The sequence below is a fragment of the Pseudomonas sp. ASL7 genome (assembly GCF_056680375.1).
Window position 1 is genome coordinate 1,736,464 of sequence record NZ_CM155279.1, and the last position, 18,351, is coordinate 1,754,814.

At 57.1% G+C, this 18,351-nt stretch carries 19 protein-coding genes and 1 pseudogene; 9 read left to right on the top strand and 11 right to left on the bottom strand.

Features of this window, described 5'->3' with window-relative positions; genetic code table 11:
- Positions 1 to 47: 47 nt before the first annotated feature.
- Both AC1MDT_RS07925 and AC1MDT_RS07930 read left to right on the top strand, forming a co-directional pair.
- Complete coding sequence (locus AC1MDT_RS07925) at positions 48 to 953, top strand: amino acid ABC transporter substrate-binding protein (protein ID WP_480421493.1); 906 nt, start codon at positions 48 to 50, stop codon at positions 951 to 953.
- Between the two features lie 127 nt (positions 954 to 1,080).
- Positions 1,081 to 2,604, top strand: a complete 1,524-nt coding sequence (locus tag AC1MDT_RS07930; RefSeq protein WP_480421494.1) for a DUF2252 domain-containing protein — start codon at positions 1,081 to 1,083, stop codon at positions 2,602 to 2,604.
- Positions 2,605 to 2,724: 120 nt separating this feature from the next.
- Here AC1MDT_RS07930 and AC1MDT_RS07935 read toward each other — a convergent pair whose 3' ends face one another.
- The 6 genes from AC1MDT_RS07935 to AC1MDT_RS07960 all read right to left on the bottom strand — a co-directional run bounded on the left by AC1MDT_RS07935 (position 2,725) and on the right by AC1MDT_RS07960 (position 8,644).
- A complete protein-coding gene (locus AC1MDT_RS07935; protein WP_480421495.1) occupies positions 2,725 to 3,636 on the bottom strand; it encodes a LysR family transcriptional regulator in 912 nt (303 codons plus the stop codon).
- A 36-nt stretch (positions 3,637 to 3,672) separates the two neighbouring features.
- Positions 3,673 to 4,398, bottom strand: a complete 726-nt coding sequence (locus AC1MDT_RS07940) for an SDR family NAD(P)-dependent oxidoreductase (RefSeq protein ID WP_480421496.1) — start codon at positions 4,396 to 4,398, stop codon at positions 3,673 to 3,675.
- 23 nt (positions 4,399 to 4,421) lie between these two features.
- Complete coding sequence (locus AC1MDT_RS07945) at positions 4,422 to 5,345, bottom strand: NAD-dependent epimerase/dehydratase family protein (protein WP_480421497.1); 924 nt, start codon at positions 5,343 to 5,345, stop codon at positions 4,422 to 4,424.
- A gap of 10 nt (positions 5,346 to 5,355) precedes the next feature.
- Positions 5,356 to 6,186, bottom strand: coding sequence for a polysaccharide deacetylase family protein (locus tag AC1MDT_RS07950; RefSeq protein WP_480421498.1), 831 nt, complete (start codon positions 6,184 to 6,186; stop codon positions 5,356 to 5,358).
- Between the two features lie 13 nt (positions 6,187 to 6,199).
- Positions 6,200 to 7,156, bottom strand: a complete 957-nt coding sequence (speB, locus tag AC1MDT_RS07955; RefSeq protein WP_480421499.1) for an agmatinase — start codon at positions 7,154 to 7,156, stop codon at positions 6,200 to 6,202.
- 63 nt (positions 7,157 to 7,219) lie between these two features.
- Entirely contained in the window at positions 7,220 to 8,644 is a 1,425-nt protein-coding gene (locus tag AC1MDT_RS07960) for an APC family permease (RefSeq protein WP_480421500.1), read from the bottom strand.
- 239 nt (positions 8,645 to 8,883) lie between these two features.
- Between AC1MDT_RS07960 and AC1MDT_RS07965 the strand changes: the two are divergent.
- From AC1MDT_RS07965 to AC1MDT_RS07995, 7 genes and pseudogenes are all read left to right on the top strand, one after another.
- Positions 8,884 to 9,053, top strand: a pseudogene (locus tag AC1MDT_RS07965) (amino acid ABC transporter permease/ATP-binding protein); the annotation flags it as partial.
- Positions 9,054 to 9,145: 92 nt separating this feature from the next.
- Positions 9,146 to 9,934 carry an SDR family oxidoreductase gene (locus AC1MDT_RS07970; RefSeq protein ID WP_480421501.1) on the top strand — a complete coding sequence of 263 codons (789 nt, stop codon included), beginning with the start codon at positions 9,146 to 9,148 and terminating at the stop codon, positions 9,932 to 9,934.
- 405 nt (positions 9,935 to 10,339) lie between these two features.
- A complete protein-coding gene (locus AC1MDT_RS07975; protein WP_480422728.1) occupies positions 10,340 to 10,678 on the top strand; it encodes a DUF2946 family protein in 339 nt (112 codons plus the stop codon).
- An 85-nt stretch (positions 10,679 to 10,763) separates the two neighbouring features.
- Positions 10,764 to 11,789 (top strand): TonB-dependent receptor, encoded by a 1,026-nt coding sequence (locus AC1MDT_RS07980; RefSeq protein WP_480421502.1) that lies wholly within the window; start codon positions 10,764 to 10,766, stop codon positions 11,787 to 11,789.
- Positions 11,790 to 11,958: 169 nt separating this feature from the next.
- Positions 11,959 to 12,333 (top strand): copper homeostasis periplasmic binding protein CopC, encoded by a 375-nt coding sequence (gene copC / locus AC1MDT_RS07985; RefSeq protein ID WP_480421503.1) that lies wholly within the window; start codon positions 11,959 to 11,961, stop codon positions 12,331 to 12,333.
- 106 nt (positions 12,334 to 12,439) lie between these two features.
- Complete coding sequence (locus AC1MDT_RS07990) at positions 12,440 to 12,943, top strand: TlpA disulfide reductase family protein (protein WP_480421504.1); 504 nt, start codon at positions 12,440 to 12,442, stop codon at positions 12,941 to 12,943.
- 179 nt (positions 12,944 to 13,122) lie between these two features.
- The gene (locus tag AC1MDT_RS07995) at positions 13,123 to 14,178 is read left to right on the top strand and encodes a HoxN/HupN/NixA family nickel/cobalt transporter (RefSeq protein ID WP_480421505.1); all 1,056 of its coding nucleotides are present in this window, start codon (positions 13,123 to 13,125) and stop codon (positions 14,176 to 14,178) included.
- Positions 14,179 to 14,301: 123 nt separating this feature from the next.
- Here the strand turns inward: AC1MDT_RS07995 and AC1MDT_RS08000 are convergent, their stop codons facing one another.
- From AC1MDT_RS08000 to AC1MDT_RS08020, 5 genes are all read right to left on the bottom strand, one after another.
- Positions 14,302 to 14,655: a RidA family protein gene (locus AC1MDT_RS08000; protein WP_480421506.1), complete on the bottom strand. Its 354-nt coding sequence runs from the start codon at positions 14,653 to 14,655 to the stop codon at positions 14,302 to 14,304.
- Positions 14,656 to 14,740: 85 nt separating this feature from the next.
- Complete coding sequence (locus tag AC1MDT_RS08005; RefSeq protein WP_480421507.1) at positions 14,741 to 16,174, bottom strand: FAD-dependent oxidoreductase; 1,434 nt, start codon at positions 16,172 to 16,174, stop codon at positions 14,741 to 14,743.
- Positions 16,171 to 16,479, bottom strand: coding sequence for a (2Fe-2S)-binding protein (locus AC1MDT_RS08010; protein ID WP_480421508.1), 309 nt, complete (start codon positions 16,477 to 16,479; stop codon positions 16,171 to 16,173). Before AC1MDT_RS08010 ends, AC1MDT_RS08005 begins: the two co-directional genes overlap by 4 nt.
- On the bottom strand, positions 16,457 to 17,557 hold the full coding sequence (locus AC1MDT_RS08015) for an NAD(P)/FAD-dependent oxidoreductase (protein WP_480421509.1): 1,101 nt from the start codon (positions 17,555 to 17,557) through the stop codon (positions 16,457 to 16,459). The genes AC1MDT_RS08010 and AC1MDT_RS08015 overlap by 23 nt, the downstream gene beginning before the upstream one ends.
- Positions 17,557 to 18,351 (bottom strand): ABC transporter permease, encoded by a 795-nt coding sequence (locus AC1MDT_RS08020; RefSeq protein WP_480421510.1) that lies wholly within the window; start codon positions 18,349 to 18,351, stop codon positions 17,557 to 17,559. Before AC1MDT_RS08020 ends, AC1MDT_RS08015 begins: the two co-directional genes overlap by 1 nt.

The following is an 18,351-nucleotide window of genomic DNA, read 5'->3' on the forward strand; positions in this document are numbered from 1 at the left end:
CGTTGTCTTCAGGACTGCACAGACATCTGAATTCGGGGAACCAGGACATGAACGTAAAACTGACCAAAGCCAACCACCTGCTGCTCGCCTGCTTGCTCACGCTAGTACCGGTACTGGCCGATGCCAACACACTTGAACGCGTGCGGACGAGCAATATCTTCACCCTCGGCTACCTGCCGGACTTCGCACCTTTTAGCGTCCAGGCAGCCGATAAAGCCAGCGGTTATGCCATCGATCTCTGTCTGAAAATCGCCGACAAAGTCAAGACCGAGTTGGGTTTGCCCGGGTTGCAAATACGCTACCAGCCCGTTACAGCCACCGACGAGATGAGTGCCGTCAGCTCGGGGAAAGTCGACATTCTTTGTTCGCCCACTCCCCCCACACTCAAGCGGCGCAAGGTTGTGAGCTACTCGGTGCCGATCTACACGGCCGGCCTCTCGGCGGTGGTGCGCCAGGATGCATCAGAGGAGTTGCTCAATGCGCTTAATGGCAAGGTGGCTAATACCGGGCCAGCGTGGCGAGCGACTGTCAACCGTGGGCTGTCCAACCAAACCTATGTCACCACCGCTGGCGGAATCACCGAGACATGGATCCGTCAGCAGATGCGATTACTGGGTGTGGTAGCTACTCTGGTCACAGTAGAGAACACTGACGCAGGCCTTAAGCTGGTTGCCGAAGGCAAAGCCGATGCGTTCTTCTCTGAGCGCATGATGCTCAAGAACCGCCTCAGTACACATTACTCAGCAGGAAATCTGATTCTACTGGAGCGTATTTTTGAGTACGCACCGACTGCAATGGCGGTGGATCGAGACGATGAAAGTTTCCGTTTGCTGGTCGACACCGCGCTGAGCGACATGTACCGCTCCGGCGAAATCGAGCAGGCATTCGACAAATACCTGGGTGGCGCCGGCGACACGGCCAAAAAGCTGTTCAAGGTCTATGCGATACCTTAGGTACAAGCGAGAAATATCGGGCTCGATAATTACACCGTGTCGGACAGGCAGGTTGTCCACCGCCAGGGGCTGTCGCAGCAAGCCTGGCGAGCGGGTTTTCAACTTGGCCTGGGTGGAATAGCGCCCGATGCTTCAGCTGCTACGCTTTGAAGAATGGTCGTTGTCGATGGACATTGATGCCCGTGAAAGGCTTGTTCGTAATGGCGATTTACGTCTGTTGAGCAAAGGAGAGGAAATGTCGCCCGCCAAAACAACGACTGTCGCAAGCTCGACAAAAACTGCGAAAGGCATAGGGGACGAACCAATCTTTCGCTCGCGCAAAGAACGTTTGAGCGCCGGTGAGCAATTATGCAAAAGCGTGCCACATTCGTCTCACGCTGTATGGAAACCACCGAGCAAGCACCGCGACCCTATCGAACTCCTTGAAGAGTCAAACCGGTTTCGACTCCCCAATCTAATCCCGGTGCGCTACGGTCGCATGCTGCGCAGCCCTTTCACCTTTTTACGCGGCGCTGCCGGGTTGATGGCCCACGACTTGGCGACTACACCGAACACGGGCATTCGGGTACAGGCGTGCGGGGACTGCCATCTGTTGAATTTCGGACTGTTTGCGACGCCCGAGCGCAATCTGATTTTTGACATCAATGATTTCGACGAAACACTTCCGGCCCCATGGGAATGGGATGTTAAACGTCTAGCGATCAGCTTTACCGTGGCCGCGCGCAATAACCAACTCACCGATAAGCAAGCGCTGGCTGTCACCGTCGAATGTGTTCGTGCTTATCGTGAACGGTTGCGCCAACTCTCGAAACAAAGTCCGCTGCACGTCTGGTATGACCGCCTTGATACCCAAACAATTATCGACATGGCTCCCAATGCCAACGTCAAAAAACTCCGTGAGCAAGTTGTGGCGAAGGCGAGGATTCGTGTCGGCGACTACCTTTATCCAACAATCAGTAGTGAGGTCGCGGGGCGACGGCGCCTGATCGATCAACCGCCGTTACTTTTTCACATTTACGAAAAAGGCTTCGAGCACAGAGTTCAGCTGGCGTTGCAAGCCTACCGATTGACGCTGCCTGATGAGCGGCGCGTGCTGTTTGATCGCTATCGCCTGGAAGACTTTGCCGTGAAAGCCGTGGGCATCGGCAGCGTCGGTACGTATTGTTTTGTCGGGCTGTTTTTTTCTGCGGAAAATCACCCGTTGCTCCTGCAGTTCAAGGAAGCGTGCCCTTCCGTGCTGGCGCCTTATGCCGGCAAAAGCATCTACGGAAATCAAGGGCAACGCGTGGTCACCGGGCAACGGCTGATGCAGTCGTCCAGCGACATTTTCCTGGGCTGGACGCAAGGCAAAAAAGATCGCCATTATTTTGTGCGCCAATTGCGGGACATGAAAATGTCCGCGCCTATTGAAGGCGCATCGGCCGCGCAAATGAAGTTGTACGCCGAGTTGTGCGGTCTCACACTGGCTCGCGCACATGCCAAATCCGGAGACGCCGCACTCATCAGTGGCTATTTGGGAAAATCGGACACATTCGATCAGGCCATCGGAAAGTTTGCAGCGAGCTATGCAGATCAAAATGCGAAGGACCATGCGGCGCTGGTGGCTGCAGAAAAAACAGGGAAGATCAAAGCGCTGAGGGAGGATGATTAGCCTCGCTATATTGCCCAGGCTCGTAGCGATAAATTACTCACCGGGCAGTTGTACATCGCGCTGGACGCCTACCCGAACGCAGAAAAATAATCCCACGTGTGGAACCCGGAACGTCGAGATCTAAGGCAAATGAAGTGTCGCATGAGCTGTGAGCCTATCGAGAAACCGGCTTACGGTACGTTTTTGCTCTACGCCTTGGCGGGTAATGCAATGAAAGGCAGAACGATAAGCTAACCGTTGCGGCATGATTGATCGAAGCCTGCCTCGCTCGACCCAGATCGCCGCATAGTGGGTTGGCAGATAACCAATATAAGTGTTGGAAAATATCAGCAACGCAATGGCTTCCATGGAAAAGGCACTGACTGCACTGGCGAACCTGAGCTCGCACGGTCGTTTGTTCTCTGCGACATAACCTCTATCGACATAGTCCGCCGCGCATAACGCTTCAAAAGTCAGGTTCTGATCCGAGCCCAGGAAAAACGGGTGACCGCTGCCGCAATACAAATGCTGCTCTTCTTCGAACAGCGCCTGATAGTGGAGCCCGGACAAACGATGGTGGAACGCGCCAATGGCGACCTGGATGCGCTCTTCGAGGACCGCCTGTTCAAGCTCGTCGGGACGCATAACCTGCAAATCGATATGGACGTCGGGCTGTTCAGCGCGCAACTGAGCAATGGCTGCAGGGACAGGGCTGTGTTCAAGGGTAATCAGGCTGTCGACCGTGCCGATGCGCAGCAACTCCCGATGACGCCCACTGAGCACTGCAGTGCGCTGGCGAAAATGACCGATATTGGAGAATAGCTCCTGGGCCGCGGCGTAGGTTTCTTCACCTTCTTCAGTCAGCTGGAAACCGCTTTTCCCGCGTTTACACAACGAGTAGCCGAGCCTGACCTCAAGGTCTCGAACGAGCACGCTGAGGCGTGACAAGCTGGTGTTCAACGGAACCTGTGCAGCCGTAAAGCCTCCAGCATCCACGATTGCGCAGAAAATCCGCAGCATGCGCAGATCCACATCCGTCAAATTCACCAGCATGCAGCCCTCTCCTCGTTTTTGTCGGCCCGACCACAATTAGCCGTTCATCACGCCACCGCCATTGACACCCAATATCTGCCCGGTCATGAAACTGGCCTTCTGCGAGGCAAGGAATACTACTGCGGCCGCCACTTCTTCCGCCGTTCCGAGCCGCAGCATAGGGTAACGTAGCGCTTCTTCGCGAATATAAGCCTCACCCAAGCGTTCGACCATCGGCGTCAGCGTGCCGCCGGGGGCTACTCCGTTTACCCGTACACCCTGAACCGCCAACTCTCTCGCCAATGACTTGGTCAGTGCAATGATTCCGCCTTTGGCAGCCGAATAATGGCAGAGATTAGCGCACCCAAGTTGCCCGAGGTCAGAGGCGATATTGACGATCGCACCACTGCCCTGGCTTGTCATCAAGGCCGCCGCCGGCTTGCAGAACAAGAACGCACCATAGAGATGAACACGGATCATCCGGTCCCAGTCCTCGAAACTGAGCTCGCTCAGCGGCGCTTCTTGCAAGAATCCCGCATTGTTGACCAACACATCCAGGCGTTCCAGCCCGGCAAATGCGCGTTTTGCCGTTGCGGGGTCCGACACATCGCCCACGACAAGACGCACCTCCACGTCTCGCGCCCTCAGCTCATCGGCCAAGGCCATCAGCGCCGGGCTTTCGTGCAAGTCGTTGAGAATGGCAAGACTGCCGCGCTCACCGAGCGCGAGCGCGACCGCGTGGCCGATTCCCTGGGCAGCACCGGTTACCAGAAAGGTTTTCATGAATCACCTCAGCCTTCAGACTATTAGTAAGGATGCTGTTCCAGCCACTGCGCATACATGGCAATGCCTTCGTGCAGGTCGAACTGGGGGCGGTAGCCCAATTGTTCGCCTGCCGCCGAAATGTCGAAACGCGCATTTTCATCCAGCACGTTCAAGGTCCCGGGGCCGATGCTGAGCTGGGCATGGGGGTAGGACTTGCGAATCCGCGCCGCGACCGACCGGTAGCTGTCCTGCTCGCCGGCTGTCACATTGAACACCCGCTGTTGCAACCTTTCTTCCTGAACGGTGGCAGCCAGCACACACGCGTGGGCGACGTCCACGACGTGCACGTACTGAAAACGGTAATCGCCGCCCTCCTCCTCATGCCACGGCTCGTTGTCGATCGCGCTTCTGAGCATGCTCTTCAAATAGCACTGCATGAACTGGCCAGGCCCATAGATCCAGCCCGGACGCAGGGACACTACGCTGACCTGGTACAGGTCGCTGTAAACCTGGCCCAGCTTTTCTGTAAACACTTTGGTACAGCCATACGGCGTGGTCGGTTCGAGGGGAGCTCGCTCATCGATCACGTCCATTTCCCGGTTGGGGCCATAGGCGCATTCGGAGCTGAGGTTGACCACCCGAGGGATACCACTGAGCCGGGCGCACTCAAATACATGGGTGGTGCCCAGTGCATTGGTCAGCACGGTCTGCAAGGGAATACGCCGCGAGTCCACCGGGTGCGAGATCGCCGCGGTATGAACGATCGCGTCGACCGGACGGCTCCGGCAGCTCTCCAATAAGCTCGCCAGGTCAGCCAGATCGCCTTGTACGTAACGATAAGCAGCGTGCTCAATGGCGCACACCAGGCTGCGGTCGTAGCCCACCACTTCATTGCCCTGAGCCAGTAACTGCCGTACCACTTCCTGGCCAAGAAATCCGTTGGCCCCGGTTACCAGTATGTTCATGATCCGTCCTTCAGTAAGGATGCAGCGGCAGAGTCAAATCGCCCGCCTGCCAGCGTGAGTAGATATCGTCAGGCGTGCAGATCCAGACATCGTCATAGCGTTGAACCTGTTGGATCAGCCGCTCAAGCATCGCGATGCGCGACGCACGGCCGATCAATTGCGGGTGCATGGTCAGGATGAAATGGCTGCCGTAGTGACGCATCCCTTCCAGCTCCGCCGACCAGAGTCGAAAGACCTTTTCCGGGTCTTCGATCACACTGCCCACCGCAGGCTCTGCCGAATAAGCGAACTGCTCCCAATCGTCCAGCAACCAACTGACAGGCAACTCCAGCAGGCTCTTTTCGGTGCTACCGACGCGGTACGGCCGGTCATCGCCCATCAAGCTGCTGTCACTGTGAAAGCCCAGGGCAATGAGCGAGTCAATGACGTCCGGGGTCAGCTCCCATAACGGTGCGCGGTAATGGGTGACTGGCCGGTCGATGGTGGCTTCGAGTAACGCCTTGGAGTCTTTGAGAATCTGCAGGTTTTGCTCGGGCGTCTGTTCATCGACGCGCTCATGGAAGTAACCGTGGCAGCCAATCCCGTGGCCGGCAGCGGCAATGCTGCGGACCACATCTGGGTCGATCTCGGCCACCCGGGCGGGAATGTAGAACTGCGCTCGAACACCGTAGCGGGCCAGCAACTCCAGCAGGCGCGGCACCCCGACACGGCGACCGTAGGCGCCCATCGACAGCAAGGAGAGCCGGCGCCCGGAGAGGCTTAATGGCTCCCAGGCGCTTTCTGCATCCAGGTCAAAACTCAAGGTCACGGCAAAACGTTTGTTCTCAGGCCAGGCAGTCATCAATAGATTCCTTCTACGAGCGGCGCTTGATTGAGTCGGCGAGAATGCACAGCAACTCGAACATCATGGTCGCGCCCACCAGCGCCGTGGCCCCGCCCACGTCAAAGGGCGGCGAAACCTCCACGACATCGGCGCCGACCAGATTCAGGCCCTGCAGGCCCCGGATCAGTTGCTGCGCCTGCAGCGTAGTGATGCCACCGATCTCAGGGGTGCCAGTGCCCGGGGCAAACGCCGGGTCCAAAACATCGACATCGAAGGTGATATAGGTCGGCTCGTCGCCCACGATGCGTCGCGCCTCGGCAATCGTTGCGGCAACGCCGATGTCGGCGAACTCCTCCATATGGATCACACGGATACCGCAGTCCTTGGCGAAGTCTTCGTCTTCTGCCGAATAGATCGAGCCGCGAATACCGATCTGTACCGTGCGTTTGGGGTCGAGCAGCCCCTCCTCGATCGCACGGCGAAAGGGCGTGCCATGGGTGTAAAGGTTGTCGCCGAAGTAACGGTCATTCGTATCGGAGTGGGCATCGAAGTGGACCATGCCGATGGGCCGATCCCGGGCGATGGCGCGGAAGATCGGCAGGGTCACCAGATGATCACCACCGACGGACAACGGCACCGTACCGACCTCATGGATCTGTCGATAGAACGCTTCGATGCGCTCGAGCGAGTCGAGCAGATCAATCGGGTTGACCGGCGCGTCGCCCAGGTCGCCGACCCGCACCAGGTCGTAGGGAGCGATATGGCTGACGTGATGAACCTTGCGCATCATGCTCGACTGGTTGCGCACCTCCCGCGGACCATGTCGGGCGCCCGCGCGGTTAGTGGTGCCGCCGTCCCAGGGGATACCCAGCAAAGCGATTTGCACATCGGCCGGATCGGTGAATATGGGCAGGCGCATAAAGCTCGGGATGCCTGCAAAACGTGGGATGACGGAGGCATCCAGAGGTTGCGGGAAATCATTGGCCATCAAGATTACTCCTGGCTATCAGCAGATGAATTGAAAATAAAGAAGGGATTTACAGGACAGCATTCACGCCTTCGCCGGCACCGCACCGACCTCTCTGCGGCGGCGTTTACCCGAGAGCACGATCAGCGCGCCGGTCACCAGTGACAGCGCTCCCAAATACCAGGCGGTATAGAGATCGTCCGGGGAGACCGGGTTGGCCCCTGCGGTGTAACCGATGTAAGCGAGTACAAAGAGCGCCAGCAATGCGGGGATCGAAAGCAGTGTTGCGGTGAGCACCTTGTGTTGCTTCCAGGTCATGACCATGAATGCCGCCAGCGCCGAAATGTAGGACATCACCAGGGTGATGGTGACGACGTCGTAATACCAAACGATCTTGTCCAGCGGCTTCCACCAGAGTAAAGCGATGCCGGCGAGCGACACCAACCCCAGGGTGAACCACGGTGCCTTGAAGCGGTTGACGGCGCGAAAGGCGCCCGGAAGGTGCCCTTCTTCACTCATCCGATACAGCGTGCGCGCCGATGAATTGGAAGAAATCTGCAGGCCGGCGCAAGCCGACGTAATCACCACGAACAGCGCGAGCCAAGCCATGGCCGGTGGCAGGTAGACATTGGCGACAGCAGCGATAGGCCCTCCGTTGCCGTTTTCAACAATGGCAGCCAGTTGCTCGACCGGAACAGCGTATTGCCAGCCGATGGCCGCCAGGCTGTAGATCACGAAGGCCGAGCTCAGAACGATCAACAGTGAGCGCTGTACGGTTCGAACCGGCACGCGCGCCTCTTCGATGTAGTTAATGGCTGAATCGAAGTTCGCCAGCATCCACACACCAAACAGTACGCCCGGGCCAATCGCCGCCAAACCACCGGCGCCTTGCAGTGAATACATCGAGGTAAACGACAGATTCTCGACCTGAGGATGGATCAACCCCATGAAGCCCAGCCCGGCTACCACGGCAATTTCGAAGACCAGAAAGGTACTGGCGAGCTTCGCGGTCACACCCACCCCGCGTACTGACACCGCAAAGAAGGTCACGATCAACAAGGTGCCGATTATCTTCGCGTTGAGTTCTCCCGCGAGCGAAGGAATCAGCGCCTGGATGTACTCGGAGCCGATCAACGCACACATCGGCGTTACGGCGATGCAGGCGACGGCATAGGTCCAGCCCAGAATGCAGCCGATATCCGGATGCAAAAAACGCGAACAAAAGGTAAAGATGCCCCCCGCCGAAGGTGCCTGGCGCGTCAGCGAAACCATGCAGACGGCCAACACCAGCATAGGGAAAAAGAACGCAATCAAGATCGCCAGGGGCGCCTGATGGCCGGAAATAGAATAGAGGATCGACATCGACGAGGCCGCCACCCAGGCAGGAGCGTTGAACCCCAACGCGGAAAAGCTGACATCCTTGGTATTGAGCTTTCCTTTGTTGAGCGCAGTATCAAGCTCACTGACTACACCGTGACGGTCGTAACCGAAAAGTTCGTAGAGTTTCATGTTTGTTCCCAGGCTCGTTTTTTATTGGCAGTTAGCGAAAACGCTTCTTGTAGGACAGAGCTCTTGAGTAACACCCGATTCATGTCGGGTATTTACGCCAGTTCAAGATAGGGGGGATGTCGCGGAGCAGCCATTACCAAAGACGAAAGCTGACTTGCGCAAAACAGCACGGATGGCCACTACTTGACCTCGGCTGGCAACTTGCCAATCGGATTTTTAGTCCACACATCCCCATGGCCGATGTGCTGAACGTCATAAGCGACCTTGTAGTAAAGGTATGACCATGGTTATGGTGACCCATGAAATGGACTTCGCCATGTCGATATCCGACTGGATGCTGCACCTGAATCCATATGTTGCGATGCCGGAATCGAGCGTGCGGCGCTCTATGGGAATCAGTACTCGTTAGCCAAACCTGTCTACGACTGAGGATCATGCGCGAGCATGGTGCTGCAGTAGGCAACCACTTTCTTTGAGCTTCCTTCTTTCAGGAAAACACGCATGAATCTTGGAATAGCTGGACGCTGGGCGCTGGTATGCGCCGCCAGCAAAGGTCTGGGCAAAGCCTGCGCACAGGCACTCGTCAGCGAAGGCGTGAACGTGGTGATCACCGCCCGCGGCGAACAGACGCTGAATGAAACAGCCCGTCAACTCAGAGCGATAAATCCTGATGTGACGGTCATCGCCGTGGCCGGGGACATTTCAACGCCTGAGGGTCGGGCGGCCGCCCTCATGGCCCATGAGCATTTCGATATTTTGATCAACAACGCTGGAGGCCCTCCTCCCGGGGATTTCCGCGAATGGAACCGCGACGCCTGGCTCAAGGCACTGGATGCCAACATGCTCACCCCTATCGAGTTGATCAAGGCAACGGTAGACGGTATGGCGACACGCGGATTTGGCCGAATCATCAACATCACGTCGAGTGCCGTGAAGTCCCCGATCGAAAGCCTGGGTCTGTCCAATGGCGCGCGCAGTGGTCTGACCGGGTTTATCGCAGGGCTTGCCCGGCAAGAAAACATTGCCAGTCGTAATGTGACGATCAACAACCTGCAACCGGGCTCATTCGATACCGATCGACTGCGTGGCAACCTGGTCGACGCTGCCCAGGAGTTGGGGCAAGACAGTGAGGCATTCCTCGACGAATGCCGCAGCGAAATCCCTGCCAAGCGCTTCGGCTCACCCGAGGAATTCGGTGCGCTTTGCGCCTTCGTTTGCAGCAGTCATGCGGGCTACCTGACCGGGCAGAACCTGTTGATTGATGGCGGGGCCGTTCGCTCCAGCCAATAAAGGCCCCAGGCACAATTAAGTGGAGCGGATGGCAAAGATGCTTTCGCCATTCGCCTCCTGTGTCCGATGGGGTGGATTGCGGGATCGCAATCAGATGGCCTCTGCCCACCCGAGTCGGTTGTGTGCTTCTGCCAGGTCCAGTATCAGTGCCTTTGTCGCGTGTTGCGGCGCAATGCCGCACGCATTGTTGATGCGTTGTGCTTGTTACCATTGTTTGTCACCCTTAGCGCCGACGAAGGACGAACGTCGCGGGATCACTGTAAGCGTTCGCGAGCTGGGCACCCGGTTTGAAGTGCACCCGAGGCAATACCAGTATTTCGATTTTGCCATTTCGGCCTAATAACAATTAGCGACGTTCATTTCGTGTCCATGTCCCGGGTTCCCCACTCATTGCGTCAGCTCGCCATGTGCCTGGCCATGCTTGCAGCATTGCTGCCAAGCGTGATGCTGATGCTGCCTGCTATACATGGGCAGCCGATGGAGATGGGCGAACACTGCGACATGGCCGGCATGACCGGGCACGCCCAGGCTCCAGACAGTCGCAAGCCCGCGCCGGATCAGTATCACGAATGCCATTGCCTGTTGTGCGTCGTGCATGCGGTAGACATCGGTTTACCGCCCAGCGTCGTACAGTGGCAGCTTTCCGGCCGCGCAGAGATAGCCCTTGCGCAAGCGGCCTATAAACCGTACGTCAGCGCAGTCTGGCTGATCTCAGAGCCGCGCGGCCCACCTGCTTTTTCCTGATTTCTTTTGCGATGACAAACCATCCCCAGCCTGCTCGGGAGGTTTGCCCCTATGCGTTGCAACTTAATCAAGGAATGTCACCTCCATGGTCATGCCATCACGCCGCCGTACCCGGCGTACCGTATTGCCGTTCACGGTTTTGTCTATCACCGCTTTATTCCCGCACGTTGCGTTGGCTTGCGCTAGTTGCGGCTGCACCCTCAGCTCTGATTGGGACAACCTCGGTATCAGTAACTCGTCCGGGCTGAAACTGGATCTGCGCTACGACTACCTGAATCAAAACCAGTTGCGCAGCGGTACCAGTACCATTTCTCCGAGCGCCGCGAGCCAAGTCTCCAACAACGGCAACCCGCAGGAAGTGGAGAAGTACACGCGCAATGATTATCTGACACTAGGTCTGGATTACAGCTTCAATCCGAGCTGGGGTGTGGATCTGCAAGTGCCCTATATCTTTCGCAGCCACAACACGCTGGGAACAGCATCGAACGGCTACACGCCGGGTGATGGTGGCGGCCAATACAGTTCCAAAACCTCCAGTCTCGGTGACGTCAAGATCATCGGCCGTTACCAGGGGTTCACACCGCAGCATAATCTGGGAGTGTTGTTCGGCTTGAAACTGCCCACCGGCGCCCATGACGACACGGGTACGTCGACTGACCCTACCGCTCCAGGACCTGTGGCTATCGATCGCGGCCTGCAACCCGGCTCTGGCACCACTGATGGCATCCTGGGTGTCTATTACATGGATACGCTCAACAAGAACTGGGATTATTTTGCACAAGGTTTGGTGCAGAAGGCGCTGGATTCAAGCGATCACTATCGCCCCGGCGACGGCGTCAATCTGAATGTGGGTCTGCGTTACATGGGCAGCGCCTACGTCATACCGCAAATTCAGCTGAACGTGCGACACGTTGAGCACGACGACGGCGCCAATGCCGATACCACTAGTACCGGCGGAACGCTTGCCTACCTCAGCCCAGGCGTGACGGTGCCGCTCGGTAAAAAGGTTTCGCTCTACAGCTTCGTGCAGGTGCCGGTGTATCAAAACGTCAACGGCGTGCAGCTTGCTCCGCGCTATACCGCAACCATGGGCGCACGCTACGCGTTCTAGTTCGCCGACTGTCGGCGGCTCGCCGCCGACACTCACCGGGTGACGGGTAAGCACACCCTCCCTCGGTACTACCCTGAGTTTGTGATTCGAGATAAGGCGCATACAGCCCTGCCGGGCTCGAAAATGCCGAGTTGATACACCACCTGTCCCACTATCGAGGTACTTGAAGATGTCTGCTCATTTCACCAAGAAAGCCATAACTGCTGTCGCCCTGATTGCCTCTCTCGCATCGATCAGCAATGCCTTTGCGCATGCTCACCTGAAAAGCGAAATGCCTGCCGCCGATAGCAGCGTTACGGCTCCCAAAGAGCTGCGTTTGAATTTCTCCGAAGGCGTCGAAGCAAAGTTCACGCAAGTGACCATCACTGACGACGGGAAACCGGTTGCCATCAAAGGGATCGAGACGGATACGAACGACAAGAAACTGTTGATCGTTACCCCAGAACAACCATTGAAGCCAGGATCTTACAAAGTCGAATGGCATGCCGTTTCAGTCGACACCCACAAAAGCGAAGGCAACTACACGTTCAAGATCACTGACTGATGATGTCGGGCGTCGGTAGCACTTACCGACGCCTCGTCACTGTATTTTTATGATCGGAAACCGACTGAGCCTGCTGTGCTGAGCACATGAAGCCGAGGGAACCCTGATGTCGACAAAAAGACTACTGCCATTGTTCTTATTCTGTTGCAGCCTGGTGGGTCTGCCTGCATGGGCGATTGATGTAGGCGAGCACGCTCCGAGCCTGACCGCAAAAACTCTGAATGGCGAAACGTTTGACTTGCACAAACAGGTTGGTCAAGTGGTGATTGTGAATTTCTGGGCGTCGTGGTGCGAGCCGTGTCGTGAAGAAATGCCGGCCATGGAAACCTATTACCAGCAGCACAAAGCCGAAGGGCTAAAGATTATTGCGATCAGCATGGATGAGCCGGAAGACGACGCTATGGTGCACAAGGTCATGGCCCATTACAGCTATCCTGCGGCGTTCCAGCGAGATGCCGACTTCCAGGGCTTTGGCCGAATCTGGCGTATGCCGATGACCTACGTCATCGACAGGCAAGGTGTGGTGCGCAAGGACGGCAGCGTGGGGGACCCGAAAATAGATCTGCCGTTACTGGATAAACTCGTGACGCCGTTACTGACAGCGCATTGAGTCTCTGCTCAGGCATAATGTTTTCATATGTTGCAAAACGAGAAGCCGGTTTAATCCCGGCACGGTCGCGCCACTGTATCTGGATCGAAGGCTTTGAGCCGAGTGAGTCCAGGAGTCAGACCTCGTTTTGTGCTCTCCTGAATCCAACCGGGGCGCGTATTCCCTGAGGGTAATGTCTGATGATTCTTCGTCTCGCTCAGATTTTCAGCGACTCAAATAGCCATGTTCGAGCCAAGCTTTTTGGCATCTATAGCGTATTGATCGGTATTAACGTTCTTGCCTGGGTGTGGGCGCTCGTGGCTTTCCACGACCACCCGATATTGCTCGGCACCGCTCTTTTGGCCTATGGTTTTGGGCTCAGGCATGCGGTAGATGCTGACCATATTGCCGCTATCGACAACGTCACTCGCAAGCTGATGCAGGAAAAGAAGCGTCCGGTCACTTTGGGCTTTTTCTTCTCCCTCGGTCATTCTGCCGTTGTTGTGCTCGCCTCCATTGGTGTCGCCTTCGCCACGTCAGTGTTGAAAGACAACTTTGCGGGTTATAGGGAGATGGGGGGCGTTATCAGCACCTCGGTTTCCGCCTTGTTCCTTTTCGTCATCGCACTGATGAACCTGATTATTTTGAGGTCGATTTATAAGGCATGGCGACACGTCAGGCAGGGTGGTGCTTATGTCGAGGACGACTTTGACATGCTGCTGGCAGATCGTGGTCTTCTTGCGAGAATTTTTCGGCCATTGTTTCGCTTGGTCACCCGCAGCTGGCACATGTTCCCTTTGGGCTTCCTGTTCGGCCTGGGTTTCGATACCGCCACTGAAATCGCCCTGTTGGGAATTTCCGCCAGCCAGGCCTCCCAAGGATTATCGCCGTGGGCAATCATGGTGTTCCCAGTTCTTTTCAGTGCCGGCATGTCCTTGGTCGACACACTGGACGGTCACCTGATGCTGGGCGCGTACGGCTGGGCTTATATGAAGCCGATTCGCAAGATCTACTACAACATGACAATCACTCTGGTGTCGGTTGTGGTCGCAGTGGTCATTGCAAGTATCGAAGCGCTGGGGCTGATCTCGAGTAAGCTGGCCTTGCAGGGCCCAGCATGGGATGTGATCGGCAAGCTCAACGATCACTTTGGCCTGCTCGGCTACATCATCATCGGGATCTTTATCACCAGCTGGGCCATTTCGGTGATGCTCTACCGCATAAAAGGGTTTGATGCGTTAGAGGTAAAGCGTTGAGTTCAAGCGGCCGGTGCAGCCCTCTGAACACATTTCGCAGCGGCCGCTGCGTCCTTCGCCCAGCAATGGTTTCCAGCCTGTTCATAATGAATCCCCATATAAACGAGAATATATTTTCAGGTATCAGGCAGCGGCCACTACCGTGATTTCAATCAACAACTCCGGCAGCGCCAGACGCGACTCGACCGTTGCACGGGCGGGAGTGTGACCTTCGGGCACCCACGAATCCCACACCTCGTTCATTGTTGAAAAATCAGAATGAATGTCCGCAAGCCATATCTGCGCGGAAACAATGCGTGTTTTATCCAGTCCCGCCTTTTCCAGAAAACCGTCTATTTTTTGCAGGACTTGAGCGGTTTGGCCTTTGATGTCTTGCGTAGCGTCTGACGCTGTTTGCCCGCCGATAAATACAAAGCCATTACAGACAACCGCCCGACTCATACGATGATTGCTGTCAATACGAACAATATCTTTCATTTTAAATTCCTGGTGTGGAGTGTCAGTAAGTCCAGGCGGGCAATCCGCAGAGCTACCCGCATTCGATCCAAATTCATCGATGCCCTTATTTCGGTACAAACGCCTCCAACGGCGCCGCATTCGCATCCGGAACGTAAGCGTTTGCCAGATCAATCAATTGCACGGGTTTGATCGGAGGACGAATCCGGTAATAACCCACCTTCTGCATAGGCGCATGCCTGGCCTCAGCCAGTATTTCCCCAACAGTGATCCCGCACATACGCCCCTGACAGGGCCCCATTCCGCACCGCGAGAATGACTTGGTCTGGTTAGGCCCACTGCAGCCCAATCGGCTCATTGCACGGATATCGCCCGCGCTGACTTCTTCACAGCGACAGACGATGGTCTGATCTGCTGGCCGACGAAAAATGTCCGCAGGCCGATACAACGTGTCCAGGAATGGCCGTACTGCCCGATGGCGATTCAACTGGCGCTTTAGTTGACGCGCCTGGCTGTCGCGAACTGCTTCTGTAAAACAGCCCAGCTGCAGGCTGATCTGTAGGGCGGTCAGTGCCCCCGAAAGCTCTGCTACTTTGGCGCCATCGATGCCACCACCGTCTCCAGCGACGTATGTCCCGGTTAGCGACGTCTGCCCCCACTCATCAAGGTCAGGGCGCCAGCAGAGCTGTATTTCGTCCCAAATATGCTCGCAGCCCAGCGAACGCGTCAGCTGTACGTTGGGAATGACGCCCTGATGGACAAGCAGAAGGTCCGAGGCAATGTGCGCTTCGCGACCGCCAATTGAATAGCGAACGCTCTCGACAGCGCCCTGCCCCAGCGCAGAGAGAGATTCGACATGATGGATATGCGGTATGGAACTACCGCGAATCGTCCTCAACAAGCCCATCCCCTTGAGCAAATAGCCCGGCGCCCGCAACGCTGAAAATAGATAGCTCAGCGCAGGAAAACGATTGGCTCGGGGCGTGGTGTCGAGAATCGCCGCCACTGAACTGCCCGACCTGATCAACTGCCAGGCAAACAAATAGAGCAATGGCCCGCTACCCGCGAGCACCACGCGTTGGCTCGGCAGCAATGCTGCGGACTTCAACAGCGTTTGCGCGGCACCGATGCCCATTACGCCCGGTAACGTCCAGCCGGGAAACGGAACGGGCCGCTCCTGGGCGCCATTGGCAATGACGAGTGCGCGAGCCTGGATTTGGCCACTGCCGCCGCTGGGTCCGTTGCGAGTGAAGCTCACCTGCCGGTCGTGGGTAATCTGCCACGCCAAGGTGCCGGGCCAGTAGGTCACACCGCTTGCCAGGAAGCGCTTAACCAGTGCCGCGCCGGCGATATAGTCCTTGCCCAGCAAATCAGGATCAGCCAGCGGCGACTGAGCCACGCTGCGATAAATCTGCCCGCCGGGCTGCTGGTTTTCATCCAACAGCAACACATCGAGGCCCGCTTCTCTGGCTTGCAATGCACAGCTCATGCCGGCCGGACCGGCACCGATGATCAGCAGGTCAACATGGATCATGGTCATTTCAGACTCCTGGCACCGATCATCGATCGGATCGTCATTCCCGGCTGCACCAGCGTCATGCAGGCTTGTTGATTTGGTACACCGTCGATTTCCACCAGGCATTCGAAACAGGCGCCCATCATGCAAAAAGGCGCCCGCGGTGCGTTCGACACCGGCGTTTCACGTAGCTGGGTAACCCCCACGCTCAGCAGCGCCGCGGCGACCGTCATGTATTTCGGCACGCTGAACGGCCGGTCATTAATCAGGATTGAGACCTGGGCGGCTGGCGCAGCGGCGAGCGCGCTAAACAGCGAATCGTTTGGCATAGAAATAGTCGAGAAGTGAGGGACGAGGCGCACCCATGAGCCAGGGCACGAGTTTTTCGCAATGGGCGGCCGCCAGCGTTACGCCGCTGTGGCACAAGGCAACAAACGCCCCGGGATGCTCGAGCGACTCTTCGTAAACCGGCATGCTGTCGGGGGTCATGATCCGCAACGATCCCCAGGCGCGCACTACGCGGACGTTCTTGAGCATCGGAAAAGGCGCAATGGCTTTTTGGGCGATATGAGCAATGATCCCCGGCGTCACGCCGTCATCCATGTCCACGTCTTCCGCCGAATCCCCCAACAGCAACGAGCCCTCAGCGGTCTGACGGACAGAGAGCGTCGGGTAATCCAGAAAGCGTTTGACCCGCTCGGTGACCAGAATCTGCCCACGTAGCGGCACTACCGGTGCCCGCAGGCCTACCATCGGTGCCAGCTCGCGATTTCCTAGGCCGGCGCAGAGGATCACTTTCCCGGCTTCGATGGTCTGCTTGCCTGCGGTCAGCCGGAAGCCGCCGTCACGCGGGACGATCTGATCGACGCGCGCATCGGCGCGATAAACGCCCCCGGCGCGTTCGAAACCAGCAAACAAACCGCGCAAGGTGTAGAGCGGACTGACATGCCCGTCGTGGGGCGAGTAAACCGCGCCCGCCACGTCCGGACCCACGGCAGGTATACGCTGTGTTAATTGCGCATTATCGAGAACTTCATAGGTCAAGCGACTGTCTTGCGCATGCAGCTTTGCCAACGCCGCCGCACTGCTGGCCAGGCTTTCCTCGTTCATGGCGATCATTATTCCACCGGGCTTTTCGTAACCCAGCTTCATACCGCTCGCGTCTTCGAGTTCCTGGCAGAAGCCGGGCCACAGCTGCGATGACTCCAATGACCAGCGCGCATAATCGATTTGCCGCGAACCTTTGCTCGAAACCCATACCAGGCCAAAGTTGCCCCGAGCGGCACGTATGCTTGAATCCTCGCCATCGAGCACCAGTGTGCTGACACCTCGTTTGGCCAGTCCGTAAGCGATGGCCATCCCGACCAACCCGCCACCGACCACTACGTAGTCGTAGTCGTTCTTCATCAGTTTTTCCCCATCAGAACTTTGTCGAGCCCCACCAGACGGTCAAGCACAAACATCAAACCCAAAGTGACCACGATGATCACCACCGCTACCGCAGCCACCATAGGATCGATGGTTTCGGTCATGCTCATGTAGATGCGCACCGGCAACGTGATCGTCGCCGGGGAGGCGAGAAAAATGGTGGCGGTCAGTTCGTCGAAGCTGCTGGCAAAGGCCAATACCCAGCCGCCGAGAATGCCCGGGAGCAGCGCTGGCAGCGTGATGCGTCGAAAGGTCGTCCAGGCGCTGGCGCCCAAAGACATCGCCGCATGCTCCGGCTCACGGGACAAACTCACCATCGACGCCATGATCAGGCGCAGTGAATAAGGGAAAATCAACATCACATGGGCCAATACCAACGAGGTAAACGAACCGTTGACGCCAAACCCGTTGAACAGCCGCAACAACGCGACCCCCAATACCACGGGCGGAATCATCAACGGCGACAACAACAAGCCGTTCAACGCTGCCCGACCGGGGAACGAGTAACGCAACAGTCCCAGCGCGGCGGGCACGCCAAGCAGTGCCGCGCCGGTCGCGGCAAGCGTCGCCAGGCCCATGCTGTTGCAGAACGCCGTGGTGAAACCGTTGTCATTGAACAGCGCAACAAACCAGCGCACTGAAAAGTGCAATGTAGGGACGCTCAGCATGTTGTCCGGGGTAAAGGCGACCAGGCAGACGATGATTAATGGCGCAGCCAGGAACACTGAAAACAGGGTGTGAAAAACCAGCGCTAACATTCCATTCTTGTTCAT